At 51.2% G+C, this 16494-nt stretch carries 14 protein-coding genes; 13 read left to right on the forward strand and 1 reads right to left on the reverse strand.

What is annotated here, in order from left to right; translation table 11 throughout:
* Positions 1–7 precede the first annotated feature (7 nt).
* The 12 genes from JMI88_RS12900 (at position 8) to gluQRS (ending at position 14700) form a co-directional block, all read left to right on the forward strand.
* The gene (locus tag JMI88_RS12900; RefSeq protein WP_201362242.1) at positions 8–892 is read left to right on the forward strand and encodes an NAD(+)/NADH kinase; all 885 of its coding nucleotides are present in this window, start codon (positions 8–10) and stop codon (positions 890–892) included.
* A 15-nt stretch (positions 893–907) separates the two neighbouring features.
* The gene (recN, locus tag JMI88_RS12905; RefSeq protein WP_201362243.1) at positions 908–2845 is read left to right on the forward strand and encodes a DNA repair protein RecN; all 1938 of its coding nucleotides are present in this window, start codon (positions 908–910) and stop codon (positions 2843–2845) included.
* 30 nt (positions 2846–2875) lie between these two features.
* Positions 2876–3910, forward strand: a complete 1035-nt coding sequence (locus tag JMI88_RS12910; RefSeq protein ID WP_201362244.1) for an NAD(P)/FAD-dependent oxidoreductase — start codon at positions 2876–2878, stop codon at positions 3908–3910.
* Positions 3911–3937: 27 nt separating this feature from the next.
* Positions 3938–4534, forward strand: a complete 597-nt coding sequence (locus tag JMI88_RS12915) for an NUDIX hydrolase (RefSeq protein ID WP_201362245.1) — start codon at positions 3938–3940, stop codon at positions 4532–4534.
* A gap of 226 nt (positions 4535–4760) precedes the next feature.
* Complete coding sequence (locus JMI88_RS12920) at positions 4761–4961, forward strand: hypothetical protein (protein WP_201362246.1); 201 nt, start codon at positions 4761–4763, stop codon at positions 4959–4961.
* A 34-nt stretch (positions 4962–4995) separates the two neighbouring features.
* Positions 4996–5463: a GNAT family N-acetyltransferase gene (locus tag JMI88_RS12925; RefSeq protein ID WP_201362247.1), complete on the forward strand. Its 468-nt coding sequence runs from the start codon at positions 4996–4998 to the stop codon at positions 5461–5463.
* Positions 5464–5760: 297 nt separating this feature from the next.
* The gene (locus JMI88_RS12930) at positions 5761–7236 is read left to right on the forward strand and encodes a glycosyltransferase family 87 protein (protein WP_201362248.1); all 1476 of its coding nucleotides are present in this window, start codon (positions 5761–5763) and stop codon (positions 7234–7236) included.
* Positions 7237–7512: 276 nt separating this feature from the next.
* Positions 7513–9741 carry a tetratricopeptide repeat protein gene (locus JMI88_RS12935; protein WP_201362249.1) on the forward strand — a complete coding sequence of 743 codons (2229 nt, stop codon included), beginning with the start codon at positions 7513–7515 and terminating at the stop codon, positions 9739–9741.
* Positions 9742–9783: 42 nt separating this feature from the next.
* Positions 9784–11778, forward strand: coding sequence for a tetratricopeptide repeat protein (locus JMI88_RS12940; protein WP_201362250.1), 1995 nt, complete (start codon positions 9784–9786; stop codon positions 11776–11778).
* Complete coding sequence (locus JMI88_RS12945) at positions 11775–13079, forward strand: class I SAM-dependent RNA methyltransferase (RefSeq protein WP_201362251.1); 1305 nt, start codon at positions 11775–11777, stop codon at positions 13077–13079. Before JMI88_RS12940 ends, JMI88_RS12945 begins: the two co-directional genes overlap by 4 nt.
* Positions 13076–13738, forward strand: a complete 663-nt coding sequence (locus tag JMI88_RS12950; protein WP_201362252.1) for a Maf family protein — start codon at positions 13076–13078, stop codon at positions 13736–13738. The genes JMI88_RS12945 and JMI88_RS12950 overlap by 4 nt, the downstream gene beginning before the upstream one ends.
* On the forward strand, positions 13723–14700 hold the full coding sequence (gene gluQRS, locus JMI88_RS12955; protein ID WP_201362253.1) for a tRNA glutamyl-Q(34) synthetase GluQRS: 978 nt from the start codon (positions 13723–13725) through the stop codon (positions 14698–14700). The genes JMI88_RS12950 and gluQRS overlap by 16 nt, the downstream gene beginning before the upstream one ends.
* 3 nt (positions 14701–14703) lie before the next feature.
* Here the strand turns inward: gluQRS and JMI88_RS12960 are convergent, their stop codons facing one another.
* Positions 14704–15285, reverse strand: coding sequence for a hypothetical protein (locus tag JMI88_RS12960; RefSeq protein ID WP_201362254.1), 582 nt, complete (start codon positions 15283–15285; stop codon positions 14704–14706).
* Positions 15286–15487: 202 nt separating this feature from the next.
* Between JMI88_RS12960 and JMI88_RS12965 the strand changes: the two genes are divergently transcribed.
* A complete protein-coding gene (locus JMI88_RS12965; RefSeq protein ID WP_201362255.1) occupies positions 15488–16468 on the forward strand; it encodes a LacI family DNA-binding transcriptional regulator in 981 nt (326 codons plus the stop codon).
* Positions 16469–16494: the final 26 nt, after the last annotated feature.

Genomic DNA, 16494 nt, shown 5'->3' on the forward strand with positions numbered 1-16494 from the left:
GATGTTAGTGAAGACGATTGCGATTTTCTACCAGGGACGTAAGCAAGCTTCGTCCAAATTCGCAGCCAAACTTGTACAGACCCTGCAGAAGCAAGGTCATACTGTCCGTGCTATTGATATCCATCAAGAAGGTCTTGAGTCAGATCCTGCCTATGATCAACGTTCATTCAAAGATTTTGACCTGATACTGGTCCTGGGGGGTGATGGTACGATCGTACACGCAGCTCGTATGTGCGCAAGTACGGGCACACCGATTGTCGGTGTAAACTTTGGACGGGTTGGCTTTCTTACAGAAATGGAACCAGACGATATAGCAACCGATCTTGGCTACTATCTCAACGGCGATAGCTCCGTCTGGGTAGATGAACGCGCAATGCTTCAAGCAGTCCTTGAGCAAGATGGTCAGCGTGAGGAGTTCCTGGCGCTGAACGATATTGTGATCGCTCGTGGCACCTGGCCACGGGTCGTACAGGTCTGCGTCTGGGTAGATGATTACTACTATAATACGAGTTATGCAGACGGCATCATTATTTCAACCGCCACAGGCTCCACAGCTTATAATATGGCGGTTGGAGGGCCTCTACTCCATCCGCAGGTGCAAAGTATGGTCCTGACGCCGATTGCAGCCCACCTCGCATCTGATCGATCGCTCATTATCCAGCCAGAAGCAACCATTAAACTACAGATTTTTACCGGCTCACAAAATGGTGTTTTCTCGGCCGATGGTCAACTAAACCGAGAGATCAAAGATGGCGCGATCATCACGGTCCGCAAGAGCCAGTATACAACCAGGTTTCTCAGGCGCCGACCGCCAACTTACTTTTACCAAATTATCAACGCGAAGCTAAGAAACGATAACCTGACTGCTAACAAAACCAATCAAGATAATTGAGTTAACGATTAAATCATGCTAATTGAGTTAACGATTAAAGATTTCGCCATTATTGACCGCCTGCAGATTCGCCTGAACCGTAATTTTAACGTATTCACTGGCGAGACAGGCGCGGGTAAGTCAATCATCATTGATGCAGTCAATGCATTACTTGGTGGGAAAATTGGTGCCGAGTTCGTCCGCGCTGGTTGTGAACGCGCGACTGTCGAGGGGGTATTCTCAGTCGAGGCACTACCACAGCTTCCCACCGATTGGCTTCCATTGGAAGAAGACGCAGAGGTCACTGAGCCAGATGGTTCGCCTCTGCTAACCTTGATTGAGCAGGCCGAACAGCGAGCTGCTACCAACGGGGCCGCTCAGAGTGCTGATGCTCTTGTGGCATTGGCCGCGCTCCTGCGCGAGTACGACCTCTACCCTGAAGATGGTCAACTGATCCTGACCCGTGATATTTTCCGTTCCGGACGTACTGTTGCCCGTATCAATGGGCGTGCGCTTTCACTTCCTATTTTGCAGCAAGTCGCTAGCTGGCTGGTAGATATCCATGGGCAAAGCGAAAACATCAGCCTGCTGCGACCAGATCAACATATTAATTTCCTCGATCGCTATGCCGAGACGTTGCCAATCCGTGAACAACTGGCCGAAAAAGTCACTGAATGGCGCAATGCGCGCAAGAAGCTTGTAGCCCTGCAACAGAATATCCGCGAGCAGGAACGGCGGGCAGAATTTCTGCGCTTTGAAATTGAGGAAATCGAGAAGGCCAACCTGCGTGCTGGAGAAGTAGAGGAATTGGAAGAGGAGCGCAAGATCCTCAACAATGCCGAACGCTTACGTGAACTATGCTCACATATTTATGGCTCCATCCAGGGTTCAGATCTGGGAGGAGATGGCTTCCAGGCGGCCCTCGACCAGATTCGCCAGGCCCAGCGCTCGTTAAACGAACTGGTGCGCCTGGATAAGTCCATGGAGGAATACGAGGAAGCGCTGGCAGGGGCCATCTATCAGCTTGAGGACGTGGCGACTTCCATCAGTAGCTATGAGGCAGATATCGAGGATGATCCCAATCGGCTGGCTGAGGTTGAAGAACGCCTGGATTTGATTACCAAATTGAAACGCAAATATGGTGATACCATCGAGGAAATCTTGCAGCGCATGGCCGACGACCAGGCTGAACTTGAGACCATCGATAATCGCGATGAGTTGATATTAAAGTTGAAACGACAGGATGACCAGTTCCGCAAGGAAATCGGTGCCCTGGCCCAAACACTGTCAGAGCAGCGTTCAGCGGCCGCCCAATCACTCTCCCTTGCCATGGAAGAGCAGCTCAATGATCTGAATATGCGCCGCGCCCGTTTCCAGGTCGAAATTGTCCAGATGCCCGATAGACAGGGCGTCCCAATCACCCTCAATGGTCAGGAGGAACAATACTATGCCTGCGATATCAGTGGCGTTGACCGGGTCCAGTTCCTGATCGCACCGAATCCGGGTGAGCCATTTAAGCCGCTCACAAAAATCGCCTCTGGCGGTGAGACCTCGCGCTTAATGCTGGCACTGAAAACCATTCTGGCGGACGCTGATGCGACACCAACCCTGATTTTTGATGAAATTGACGCCGGTATCAGTGGACGTAGCGGCCAGGTGGTAGGAGAAAAACTCTGGCAGTTGACGAGCAATCACCAGATCATCTGCGTCACCCACCTGCCACAAATTGCAGCGTTTGCCGACACTCATTACAATGTGAATAAGCAAATCTTCGATAACCGCACCATGACGATTGTTAATGAGCTGCGCCCCGAACAACGGGTACGTGAGATCGCGCATATCATGGGTGGCAATGTCACCGATATAGCGATGAAGAGCGCCGAAGAGATGCTGGGACGTTCCGACATGTGGAAGGACAACTGGCGGCGACAACAAACCAGTCCAGAAAAAGCTAGAGAGTCAATCGAACGCTAGTCAAGCGCGAGCAGTGCTAAAGGATCTATTATGCCATCAGTAGCCATTCTAGGTGCTGGAATGAGCGGGCTGGCCGCAGCTCACTCGTTCCAGGATGCTGGATATACAGTAACGCTGTTTGAGAAAAGTCGTGGTGTCGGAGGACGCGCAGCCACCCGCAAGCGCGCGGGCTTTATTTATGATCATGGTGCCCAGTATATTAAAGAGGGTACACCAACCAGCCTGGAATGGGTTACTGAGCGATTTCGAACGCCCGACCTGATCGATATCGAGAAACCTGTCTGGACGTTTGATAGACAGGGACAAATCCAGCCAGGGGACGAAAAGCAGAATGCCGAACAAAAATTGAATTATCGCGGTGGCCTGACTACGTTACCTAAAAAGATGGCGCAGGGGCTATCGATCCAGTTTGAGACACGCATTATCAACGTACAACAGGAAACGTCTGGCTGGCGGCTCTATGACAGCGCAGGTTATAACTACGCGGGCTTTGATTTCCTCTTTATCACGCTGCCCGCGCCTCAGGCGACAAAGCTCATTCAGGCCAGCCAGCTCGAAACGACGCTGCAACAAACTATCGTGCAGCAGCTCACACCAGCCAGCTATAATCCTCTGCTCTCAATTATGCTGGGTTATCAGCCACAGCCACAGACACGTCCTTATTATGCCCTGGTCAATACAGATAAAAAACATCCTATTTCCTGGCTGGCCTGGGAACACGAGAAAGCGCCCGAACGAGTTCCACCCCAATCAGGCATGTTGATTGCGCAGATGGCACCAGATTATAGCACAACCCATATGGAAACTTCCGAGGAAGAGTGCATCCAACATGTAGGACAACTAGTGGCTCAATTAATCCAGGAAGAGCTGCCGACGCCAATCTTCACCGATATCCAGCGCTGGCGCTATGCCTTACCGGCCCAAAAAGTGGATGGCGACCAGTTGAATGCCCAGACGCTACCGCAGCGGCTAGCCTTTAGCGGCGACGCCTTTGTCGGTGGACGGCTACACTTGGCGCTAGAGCATGGTATAATGATAGCTCAGCGGCTCATCAGCCAGCAATAACCGCCAAAGAGATAGTGGAGATCGTCTATGTTTCCTACGTTGCCCCAGGCCATTCAAGACGAACTGGCACAGCTTGTTCAACGCTATGGTCAACCCATTGTACAATCTGCTGAACTACATATTCATGAGAGCTTCGATCCTTTAAGTAAAAGGGACCGCTACGGCGAAGTCTGCATGGTCATCCGACGCAAAAATGGTCGGCTACTCACCATGATTAAATCTTTTTATCCCCAGGGGGCCTATCGATTACCCACCGGGGGCATCAACCACGGCGAATATATCTTTGATGCGCTGCTACGCGAGACGCAGGAAGAAACCGGCCTGCAAGTCGAGGTCAGGCGCTTTCTGGCCGTCGCCACCTATCACCTGGACAATACGCACCGGGCCCCGGCTTTCTATACTTTCGCTTTCTTGCTAGACGAATTGGGGGGCACCCTCAGTGTAGAAGATGAAGATGAACAGGTAGCCGATTTTCGCGAGATCTCACCAGAGGAACTAGAACCATTAGCAGAACATCTTGAACACCTCGGTGCACAGTATAGCGAAGAGATAGAGGGACGTTGGATTTACTGGGGACGCTTCCGCGCAGTCATTCACCGTCTCGTCTGGCAAGCGCTCAAATAAGCAGGGTGCAAGCGGCGAGCAAGAAATCGGCCGCAAAGGCCGAACCTACGAGGGCACGTCATCGTGTGGCGAGGCAAATCGGCCGCAAGGGCCGAACCTATGATAGCCCACCATCAGCCAAACTGTACTGTTTATCGGCACAAATAACACATGTATGTTATAATTTGAAACATATAGCAGACGGCGTCTGTTTGTCTGACTCGAATTTATCAAGGGATCAAAATCCATGAGCAAAAAGTATACCAGCACAATTTTATTGTTTGCTGTTTTTATTGGTTTTTTTATCTGGGGCGCTTTTATGCTCCGGGATACACTTACAGCATCAACCAGAGATGGCGAAAGTATCGTTTATGCGATCATGATTCTTGGCTGTTCCCTTGCAGCACTTGTCGCTATTTTGAGGTTGCCAAGAAAACGGCATTCATAAGCAGTAAACTGCTAGATACCAGGATAAAACATATATGACAGATCAATTACCAACAAAGACGTTGGTCATCCGCATCGCCACACCCGAAGATATCGTCCACATCGATCATCTCGACAGCTTCAGTGCATCTCCTACGCGCAACATTCATCGCGAGATGCAAAAGTACTTTGGCTCGGTTGACCCTTCGACGCATGAGCACACCATCATTTTTCTGGTGGAAGTAGAAGGTGTGGTAGTGGGAAAAGCAGAATTAATGATCCCTCCCCACGACGCGGTGCAAGCTATTGGCTATGTGAAGCGAGTTATCATTCATCCCGATCACCGCGGCAAAGGTTACGCCCGTAACGTCATCGAGCATATTATTGCTTATGGACGAACAGAGCAAAAGTTGCATGCCATTGATCTACACGTCTGGGATCAAAATACTTCCGCGATCCGTCTCTATGAAAATCTGGGATTCGAACTACAACATCGGGAGTTGTATTACCGTTTATCACTATAAATTGATACGTAAACGGGTATAAAGATCAAGGAAAGCTCAATATTTTCTCAAGATCTATAACTGGCTACTACAAGTTGTGACGGATTTCTGCTTACCATCGTTCTAAGATATGGACCGAGAGAACACGTCTACAAATATGATAATAGTTGGACGTGATGTTATGCTCTTTTTCTCGGTACTTCGATGGGAGGTAAAAGTGCAGCGCCCCAAACTCATCATTTAGTCGTGCACTGTATGAGTAAATACCCCAATGTTTCTAAATTTGCACGTGTTACGCATGGGGCAAAGCGCGAGGATATGGTACAGCGATCTGTAGTAGAACAGACCACTCACTTAAAAAATAATAAACAACTTTTTCAATACAGATGGATGCAACACTTTTTTTCTGAAGACACATCGTATACACAGCGTCCCATCGTAGAACTGCAACGACGAGCTACCTGGATCGCTGTCGCTATCCTGTTTCAAGCCGCAAATGAAATTCCTCATGTAGCAGATGTCAGTGCGTTGATTCCCTTTTTCTTGCTACTGGGCAGTTTCTGGGCTCTGTGGATGGCGTTGCGTCCTGCCCCCAAACAGTCAGAGGAGGGAAAACCTGGATGTAAGCAAGCACGTACCTGGCAACGGGTAGTGCTGATTCTAACGTTCCTGGTGACTATCGCTGGCATGTTCCAATTTGGGCGCGGTCTCGTCGATTGCTTTTCAGCGCCCCAATTCTCAAACGATGGTACTTCACTGGATACGAATGCCGCCATCTTACTGGTACAGGGACGCAATCCCTACAGTGACTCCAATATCCCTGAGCTTTTTCGGCGCTTTGATATCAATGCGAACTGGACAACACCCTTACGGCAAGGGCAATTCGTGGATCGCCTGGATTATCCAAGCATGTCAGAATTGCAATCCATTTTAAATACCTCGCTGAAATCTGGTAGTGTCCCCGAGTTCGAGGCCAAAGTAAGCTATCCAGCGCTCTCATTTCTGACTCTGGTGCCCTTCGCACTATTTCAGAATTACAACGTATTGCCGCTTTATATGCTCTCCTACCTGCTAATTGTCATTCTAGCCTGGCGGGCAGTGAAAGCTGAACTACGGCCATGGGTGCTCTTATTGGCCATTGCTAATGTCCCCATGTGGGCCTCTACGATCGGTGGCAATCTGGACATTTTCTATACGTTGCTCCTGATTGTTTCCTGGCTTAAGCGCGACCAACGCTGGATATCGGCCATCTTCTTTGGACTGGCCCTGGCTACCAAGCAAATTGCCTGGTACTTTGTGCCATTCTATCTGATTATGGCGCTCCAACATTATGGTTGGAAAGATGCGTGTTCCCGCCTGGCGATCGCCGGTGGCATTGGCCTGGCGATCAACCTGCCATTTATCATGTGGGACTATCAGTCCTGGTTTGCGGGAGTGATGGCTCCGATTGCTGATCCTATGTTCCCGATGGGAGTTGGCCTGATCAGCTTGAGCACCTCTCATCTACTGCCCTACTTCTCTACCTGGGTCTATACGGCCCTTGAGCTGGGTGGCATGCTCTTGACTATTGCCTGGTACTGGCGCATCTGCCGTAGCCGTCCCGAGGCGGCGATGCTACTGGCTGTGTTACCACTTTTCCTGGCCTGGCGCAGTCTATCATCGTACTTCTACTGTGTTGCCTTTCCGATGTTCATCCTGTTCTCAGCGCAGATGAAACCTGCAACACAATACGCCTTTGACTATCTGCGCGCACGTAAACAAACCAGCCAGCTGCACTCAACCGCGCAGGTGTAGAATTTGAGAATTTGAGAATTTGAGAATAGAAGTCTGCCGACAACACAATATGCTTGCTCTGGAGCATATAAACGAATAAAACTGGCATATGCCGGGACAGAAGATATTCGTTAGCTGGAAGCTCCTGAGAGAGGCTTGATCAATGTTGATAGGTCTCTCTCAGGAGCTTCCTTCTATGATTACGCTTTTATTAAGTGTTCACCCTTCTCGACTCTTATCCTGCTTCGTGGTACAATCGACAGGATAGAGAGTCGTAGTGAGGAGTAAAGAGCAACCATGACCGCAAAAAAGAATGCCGATGTTCAGCTTTCGCCTGAAGAGGCTGACCAGGTTGAAAGCATACATACAAATTATCCAACCATCGCCACACAACTACATGAAAGTCAAGATCAAGCCCAGGTAGAGGCTGCGCTCAAGGAGATTTTTGCCCTATCGGAAGCTGCGCAGCTTGCTCTGATAAAATCCCTGGCAAAAACGAATCGGGCTGATGCCGCTGATATCCTGGTTGCCATCAATGCGGTTAGTACCCACAAAGAGGTGCGCAAAGAGGCACGCCGCGGACTACTGCGCCTGGAAGGGTCAAAAGTCACCCCTCATTGGACTGCCCCGGTCGTCCAGGCACCAGCGGTTCAAATGAGCGTTTCCAATCCACCTCGCTTCTGGAAAGGCTTTGCCACACAATCACGTGAACAGGGTGAGGTACAGGTAACACTGTGCTGGGAAGAGGGATATGAGTACGGCGAAGCTCGTATCGTAAGCTTTCTGCTGGATTTCTGGAATGATGGCGTCAAAGACTTCTTTTATGAGACCGGCACCAAGCGCCATGTAGATGAGCACATCAAGAGCATACAAAAATTGGCTTCCGAGGTGGAACTGGTCCCTTGCTCATTGGGTGAGGCGAAGCAGCTGATCGAAGAAGCGCTGGAGATCAATGCCTGGCGTCAAACTCAGCCACATCCCGATTATCGGGCACAGCTGCCATTGTTAAATAAGCTGATTTTCCAGGCACCTGAGACTGGAACCGACACAGGTCAAACCCTGATTACACCTGAGATGGAACCGCAAGAGGTGGCGGTCAACTTTATTGGAGCCTGGTCATTCGGCGATTACGGGCTGGCCTATGATCTTCTCGCCACGAACAGTCCGGTACGCGATAACCTGACGCGTGATGAATGGATTCAGCAGCATCGCGCCTGGTTCGACGAGGCGCATCCAACCCGTATGGAGCTAAACTTTGTTCATGAACGTGAGCAACAGCAGAATGCCATCTGGCTCCCAAACGCTGCCGCCAGTCAGCGGGCCACCACCACCAAACAACTGGAAGTGGGCTGGTCCCTTGAACTGGTGGAGACACCTCTCAGCGGCACCATCAAGGAAATGCCCATGGGCACTGCCGTCAACAAAGAAACCGGGCGCCACTGGTTCTGGAATAACTACACGTTAACTAAAGAGAATAACACGTGGCGCATCCAACAGATCAAAGATGAAGGGGTCGCCTTACAGGGTGTGGCGGTCGACCAGTTGCAAAAGCGCATTAAAGAGTATGAGGATGTCATCGAGCAGGGGATCAAGCAGCAAGAGAAGGACCCTGAAGCCTTTATGGAGGAGATGTCGTGGCGTCTGGGCCAGATGCTGCATTTTCACGATGCGCTGATCGCCCAATTGCCACTGGATTATAATGCTAATGAGGACGCTTATGGTTGCTCGGTCCTCACTGGCAATCCTGAGCGTATGATGGTTTATTTAGAACGACTAATACAGCGCTTTCCAAACAGGAAGGCCGATACGCTACGCCGCCTGGGGGCCACTCTGGCTGAACTGGCCTTTAAATTTGATCGCCCAGAGCTTAAGGAGCGTCACCAGCACCTGTTGCAACGAGCAGAAGAAAATCTTCGTGAATCGGTGGTTGTAGATGACAGCGCCACCAGCCATTCCTTGCTGGGCGAGTTGCTAATGAGCCTGAAGCGCAATGAGGATGCCCGGGAAGAATTCAGGAAAAGTCTGGAACTGCTGTCTAAAGGTAGCAAGGATCCAAATCTAGAAGCCTCGATTGAGGCCGGGTTGGGCAATGTAGCTATGCGGTTACAACAGACTGAAGAAGCAATACCACACTATCAACGAGTAGCTGAAATACAGCCGCAATATCCTGGCGTCTGGTTTAGCCTGGGCTTTGCCAATCGCTTGCTTGGTCGACTGGATGAGGCCGAACCGTATTACCAAAGGGCCTTAGCAGAAGATTCGACCGATATTCGCATCTATAGTGAACTCACAGCGATCTATATACAGCGCTCTGATTCCAACAAAGCCCAGATGTTGTTAGAGGGGGCACTACGTCAATATCCAGAAACGGCTTACCTGCATGCATTACTGGCCTCTGTATTGGCAGAAAAAGGCGACCGGCGCCAGGCACAAAGGCATCTCGAAGAAGCTGAACGCATTGACCCTGAATCAGACTTCATTCCAGCTGTGCGCCAACAAATTGCCAATACGCGTAAACGCGTGTAGCGTCATGCCTGATCAAGAGTAAGGAAAGGACAATAATTCATTATGACTGACCAGGATAACCAGAAGATAGTGCCAGAGGGAGAAGCAGCACTATTGCAGCAGTTCCAACACATTGCGCAAGCATTAAATGCCAGCGAAGATCTGGCTGAAGCAAAAGCGATTCTGGAGCCTATTACGAGCCAACCAGAAAACGTCCAGATCTCCCTTCTTAAGACGCTGGGCACCATGAAATCCACTGATGCCGCGGATATCATCCAGGCCATCAACGCTTTGAGTGATAATAAAGAGATACGTAAGGAGGCGCGGCGGCGCCTGATCCAACTCGAAAATGAAGACATTTACGCCGAATGGACCATACCAGCTGGCCCGACGTTAAGCGGGACCATTGAGAGCTTTACCAAAAGCGATGAGCCCTCCGAAGATGCCATCCTTTCTGAACTACAATCTCTCTTTGGACAGGCGGAGGGTTTGATGGGAGTGCCTGAACACCTGGATACGGTAACCGAATTCCTGCAGGAATGGGGCAACCAGAACTACGAGGAAGTGTTTACCTACCTCTCAGAAGAAAGTCCCTTGCGCGAAGGACTCTCTGCAAAGGATTGGGTGGAGCGACGCGAATCCTGGGCCAGGACGGTACATCCCCATGATCTACAGATTTCTTTTATCCATCCCGTTGAGGATGAGCTGGGACCCGATATCGCCCAGGTAGATGTGGGCTGGTCCATCCGGTTTACCCCACAACGCACGCTCGCTGTACCAGAATGTGCACAACCTACCATTTCTTTTAAAGATACTGGTCGAGGCTGGTTCTGGATGCGCTATACCGTGGTCTTTGAAGATGAGGAGTGGCGCATACACGATCTGACCAACGAGGCTGCTAAATTAAACGAGCTATCGGTGGAGGAAATCCAGCAAGGTATCGATGAGCTCACCAGAGAGATTGAGGAGAAAAGCCAGGAGATTGATGAAGAAGTAGAGGAGATGGAAGAGGAAGTAGAGGAGGAGGATGAGGAGGAATTTGAAGACGAAGACGAGGACATGGATGAGGAGGAGGATATGGAGTTCCTGGCTCATACGCTTGGCAATATGAGCTCTCTCATTCGCCTGGTCGTCCAGCTACTTCATCATTATGATGCGCTCATTGCGAAAAACCCACAAGAAAATGTGGAGAGCTTAAAAGAGGCCTTCGATCTGGCAGGCGGTATCGCAGATATTGAGCGCGCTGCCTATTATGCGCAACAGCTCGCCACCCACGCACCAGAAGAGCGTGGCGAAGCGCTTCGCAACCTCGCCTATAGCTATCATTCATTGGCAGCCCTGTTCCATAACAATGATAACCATGAGGAAGAGGAGCGCTTCGATGCATTGGTTGAGCCAACTATTCGTGAAGCGTTGCAGGTGTCAGATACCCCGGCCAACCATATTCTGCTGGCCACGATTCTCATTCAACATGAAGAGAAGCTGGAAGAAGCTGAGTCCCATCTGCGCCAGGCCCAGAAGGGTCCTCTGACGCAAGATGATGCAATAGATATCGCGATGGGACTGGCCGAAATAGCGATGCAGCACGAAGACAACGAGCAGGCCCTGAAGCACTTCCAGGATCTCTCTCGTTTGACGCCAGACGATGCTCAGGTCTGGTACCGGATTGGTTATCTGCAACATCAATTAGAGCACTTCAAAGAGGCCCGCGAAGCGTTGCAACAAAGCATTCAGCTAGAACCAGAGCTAACCGAGGCATATACCGAATTGGCTAGCATTTACCTGATGCAGGGAAATGCGAAGAAGGCGCTTGAGGTGGCCCGCGAGGGTCTGGAGAACAATCCCGATACCGCTGACATGTATGCTACAATGGCGCTGATTTATATGCAAAGCGGCGACTTCCGCAGTGCTGATAGGTATCTCACCAAAGGTGAAAACCTGGATAGCGACGATGAGTTTTTGCAAGAGGCCCGCCAGCGCTACAATGCAGAATACAAACAGCATCACGGCCAACAAGGCCAGAAAAAATCCAAAAGTCGTAAAGCAAAGAAGAAATGACACAGATACAAGAAGAACGCATTATTACCTATTATACCGTCGAGCTGGGCGCGCTCTCACGTGATGGGCATGCGACAGCCGAAATTAGCGAACAAAATGAAGCAGGCGAGGTACATACTCGCCTGCTTCAAGTACCAGCGGGTCTTCCCGGCGAACGTGTGACAATCGCTGTCGAAGCGCCGCCAACTCCAAGGGCCGGTCGGAAACGCCGCCACTGGAAACAGCGGCCCCCGCGGGTCTGGATTACCGAGCTCCATGAGACGTCTCCCTTGCGTATCCAGACACCCTGTCCGGTCTTTGGAACCTGCGGTGGCTGCCAGCTCCAACATATGCACTATGCGGCTCAGCTAGAGTGGAAGCGTGAGGTAGTGCGCCAGTTATTACATGAGGTAGGCCAGTTCGCCAATCCTCCGCTACTGGATACCGTGGCATGTAATGATCCCTGGCACTATCGCAATCATATGCGTTTCTCCGTAAATCGCGAAGGACAGGCAGGCTTGACGGCGCGCGGCTCACATCGTGTGCTGCCACTTGCCGCATGTCCCATTGCCCATGAGCAGATCAATCGGGCCCTGAACGTGGTCAATCAACACATCAATCCGCGCCCACAGGTATTGATTCGTTGCGCTACCGCTAACAACCAGATGCTCATCCAGCCAGCCCAGAATGAAGAAGTCCGCCAGCAGCTGGCAGAACAGGGCATTGCGATCCAGGACGAAACCATGGAAGAGGTATTGGGTGGACAAACATTTCGCATTCGCCCCAGCTCGTTCTTCCAGACCAATACAGCCCAGGCCGAGAAGATGGCCCGCATGGTATTGGATGGTTTGCTGACCGATCAACCAGCGGAAAAATTTCGCCAGATGACGGTGGTCGACGCCTATTGTGGTGTAGGGACATTTGCCGCTCTGCTGGCCCCCCACGTGGGCAGAGTCATCGCCATCGAGGAGTCTGCCAGCGCCATTAAAGACGCCCAATGGAATATGCGTAACGTCGAACATGTAGAGATTATCAAGGGCAAAGTAGAGGATATGTTGCCGGGACTCTCAGCGCAGATCGATGGCTTCGTCATTGATCCGCCACGCGCCGGTTGCCAATCAACTGTGTTAGATGCATTGATCCAGAATCCGGTGGCACGCATTGTGTATGTCTCATGCGATCCAGCGACCCTGGCCCGGGACCTCAATATACTGTGCAATGTGAGCCAGACCTATCGCCTGCGCTCGGTTCAGCCGCTAGATATGTTCCCACAAACCGCCCACATCGAAAATGTAGCCGTATTGGAGCGAATAACGTTATGACGACGACTCAGTTGCCTTTATTGCTGGCCTCTGCCTCGCCCAGGCGGCGGCAGATCCTGGCTACCCTTGGACTCCCTTATACTGTCAGTGTCGCTCCCGGCGATGAAGATGGCGCCCAGGCGCATTACCAGGGACCGGTTGATGGGCTGGGTGAATGGACGGCCGCCTACAAGGCGTTGATGATGTTTTCCCGACCAGAAACGGCCAATCATCTGGTGATCACGGCCGATACCACTGTGATCCTGGATGACCAGGAGCTGGGCAAACCACGCGATCCAGACCATGCTCGCAGTTTGCTGCGCTCGCTGCGCGGACGCTGGCATCGCGTTGTCACCGGTATCGTGGTTAGTGCAATGGTTGATGGTCGGCTGCGCATGCATGGCGACAGTTGCAGTACACCGGTGCTGATGCGCCCGTATACAGATGAGGAGATCGATGCCTATATTGCTACTGGCGATCCGATGGATAAGGCCGGGGCATATGGTATTCAAAATGCCAGCTTCCAGCCTACCGAACGTATTGATGGTTGCTACTATAATGTGGTCGGTCTGCCCCTGTGCACACTGGTACGCCTGCTGGCAACGTTCGATGTTCATCCTGTCCATACCGGCTGTGCCAACACGGCCTGCCCCTGGTCGGAGCAATGTCACATTCACTAATGCCTGAGATTGTACGAGGCCGCTACGCGCCCAGTCCTACCGGTACGCTGCATATGGGCAACCTGCGTACCGCCCTACTGGCCTGGCTCTTCGCCCGTAGCGTATCGGGAGAGTTTATCCTGCGTATTGAAGACCTGGATCAGCCACGCATGAAACCACATGCCACGAAACAGATGATCCAGGATCTGCAATGGCTAGGATTGGACTGGGATGAAGGGCCTGAAGGTGGTCCCTATGCTCCGTATATCCAGAGTGAGCGACTAGAAATTTATCAAAACTATCTTCAACAGCTACAAGCCGCGGGGCTCGTCTACCCCTGTTATTGCAGCCGGGCAGAGATTCAACAGGCAGCCGCTCACTTGCCTCCAGGAATCGATGGAGGTGCGCGCTATCCAGGCACCTGTCGCCAGCTGAGCGACAAACAGCGCCGCCAGTATGAACGCCAGGGACGCCACCCTGCGCTACGCCTGCGCGTCGCCGATGAGCTAACGATCACCTTTACTGATCTGCTGCTGGGTTCACAGCAACAACAGGTACAACAGGCGGTCGGTGATTTTATCCTGCGCCGGGCGGACGGGATCTTTGCCTATCAGCTGGCGGTCGTAGTAGATGATGCCCTCATGCATCTCAACCAGATCGTGCGAGGAGCCGATCTCCTCTCTTCAACTGCGCGCCAGATCGTCCTCTATCAACTGCTCGGCTTTCCCATTCCCACCTTCGCCCATGTCCCACTCATCCATAACAGCCAGGGACAAAAACTCTCCAAGCGCATACAGAGTGAAGGTCTGGTCCCTTTGCAGGTAAGCAATTATACAGCCGCGGAAGTCGTTGGCTTGCTCGCTCATAGTTGTGGCTTGCGCGATACTCCAACAGAAATCACCGCGGCGCAACTGGCCGATCACTATCGCCAGCAACCCGTAACGCTGTTATGTGATCAGTTACGCACTGGGTCCTGCACATAACCGCTAGCTCGTTCCTGGTAAGGCTGTATCAGCATGCACTCCATGCTGCTCCTCAGGCCGAATCACGAACTCGGCCCTCATGATTTGCTTGTAGACACGGCCCTCACGCCAGAAAGCGGATAAATCAAACAGAAAAAAATCGACCGGTCGCCACAAAATCACCCAGAAGGCTACATTGAAGCCATCGCTCAAAAACGTGCCGAGAAAGGTTGGGAGCGCATTGACATTACTGAGCAAAAACAGGCCACCGGCCAGAAATAAAATACCAATAATCAGTGCCCGCAAAGCATCCTGCTTCAACATACTGACAGAATTGTTATTTCGCCAAATCTGGAAAGCACAATAGCGCTGCACGGCTGCCTGGGTCTTGCGCTCCAGGTCTGCTTCAATATGCTGTGCCGGTAAAAAGATGATCACGCGCGTACGCATCTTCCTCCAGAGGCCGGACAACTGGCATCTGCTCTTAACAATTTCAATGGCCGGCACAAAACGAACCGTTTCTACAAAAGGATCTGGCTGGGGTAGAATAAATAAGTCCTGAATCGAATTTAGGTGCAGTATAATTTCATCGACCTTCTCGCGCACAATCGCCTTTATCCTCTATCCATGAATTAGAGTATCACTCTTGCTCTCTATTGTACTGAACCGGCCTGACAGCTTATCAGGATATATCGTTGCAGGTAACAAACGGCAAGCATAAATGCTTCCTAAAAGAATCTGCTGTTGCTTGACTTACACGTGTAAGTCAAGTATAGTTTAGGTAAAAGAACTGGTTGTGGAAGGAACAATGACTGAAAAAGGACCTCGGCGCGTGACGAGTATCGATGTGGCACGGGCAAGTGGCGTCTCGCGGGCAACGGTCAGCTATGTGCTCAATAACGATCCACGTCAAAGTATTCCTCCTGAAACTCGCGAGCGCGTACTGAAAGCGGTTGAAGAACTGGGATACAGTCCTTTTAGTCCGGCGCGCATACTAAGTAAAGGCCATAGCGACCTGATATTAGCGGTGCTCCCTTTTGAACAGGTTGATCCAAATCTGGCACGTACATTAAAGGAGATAGGGACAAAGCTAGCTGTTCACGGTTTCACACTGATCTGGCATGTGGGCGAGCAAAGTATGACAGGAAAGGCTCATCCGGCCTTTAATTTGACGCCAGCTGCGATCATCTCGTATGTCGATGCGAACGATCTCACAGCAGCAACATTTCTGCAGCAATTCAATGTTCCAGTGATTGCGACCATGACCAGCGAGATCAATCGACAGCTTGTCGGAAAGACGCAGGTAACTCATCTTGTCCAGAGGGGTATACGCCGCATCATTTTTGCTGCTCCTGAACGGCAAGATGTGCAATGGCTGGCGCAGGGTCGGCAGGAAGGCGTACGCCTGGAATGTGAGAAATACGGTCTGGAACCGCCACTTGTGCAGGCTATACCACTGGCTCGCGCAGTTGCGCAAACCGTCATACAGGAATTATTGACCAGGGTTGCCGGACCAGCAGGGATTTGTTGCTATAACGACGAGGTAGCCTTTGCTGTACTGGCGGCCTTAACTGATCTGGGCGTCAAAGTTCCTGAGACGGTAGCTGTCATTGGTTGCGATGACATTCCCCTGGCCCAATTCAGTCAGCCACCACTGACCACTATTCGCTTTGACAATAACCAATCAATGGATGTGCTGGTTGACAACATTCTGGCCGCCATCCATGGACAGGCACTCACACCTATGCCTGCCGATCAACTTTCTATTATCGCTCGTGCTTCAGCATGAAGTTATATAATCTCTGGTAATTTAGT

This window comes from Dictyobacter formicarum (assembly GCF_016587435.1).

Bases quoted from the DNA above. Each gene is read 5' to 3' on its own strand.
- recN (WP_201362243.1), top strand. From the start codon at position 908: ATGCTAATTGAGTTAACGATTAAAGATTTCGCCATTATTGACCGCCTG.
- JMI88_RS12930 (WP_201362248.1), top strand. From the start codon at position 5,761: ATGGTACAGCGATCTGTAGTAGAACAGACCACTCACTTAAAAAATAAT.
- JMI88_RS12910 (WP_201362244.1), top strand. From the start codon at position 2,876: ATGCCATCAGTAGCCATTCTAGGTGCTGGAATGAGCGGGCTGGCCGCA.
- JMI88_RS12950 (WP_201362252.1), top strand. From the start codon at position 13,076: ATGACGACGACTCAGTTGCCTTTATTGCTGGCCTCTGCCTCGCCCAGG.
- JMI88_RS12965 (WP_201362255.1), top strand. From the start codon at position 15,488: ATGACTGAAAAAGGACCTCGGCGCGTGACGAGTATCGATGTGGCACGG.
- JMI88_RS12920 (WP_201362246.1), top strand. From the start codon at position 4,761: ATGAGCAAAAAGTATACCAGCACAATTTTATTGTTTGCTGTTTTTATT.
- JMI88_RS12935 (WP_201362249.1), top strand. From the start codon at position 7,513: ATGACCGCAAAAAAGAATGCCGATGTTCAGCTTTCGCCTGAAGAGGCT.
- JMI88_RS12945 (WP_201362251.1), top strand. From the start codon at position 11,775: ATGACACAGATACAAGAAGAACGCATTATTACCTATTATACCGTCGAG.
- JMI88_RS12925 (WP_201362247.1), top strand. From the start codon at position 4,996: ATGACAGATCAATTACCAACAAAGACGTTGGTCATCCGCATCGCCACA.
- JMI88_RS12940 (WP_201362250.1), top strand. From the start codon at position 9,784: ATGACTGACCAGGATAACCAGAAGATAGTGCCAGAGGGAGAAGCAGCA.
- JMI88_RS12915 (WP_201362245.1), top strand. From the start codon at position 3,938: ATGTTTCCTACGTTGCCCCAGGCCATTCAAGACGAACTGGCACAGCTT.
- gluQRS (WP_201362253.1), top strand. From the start codon at position 13,723: ATGTCACATTCACTAATGCCTGAGATTGTACGAGGCCGCTACGCGCCC.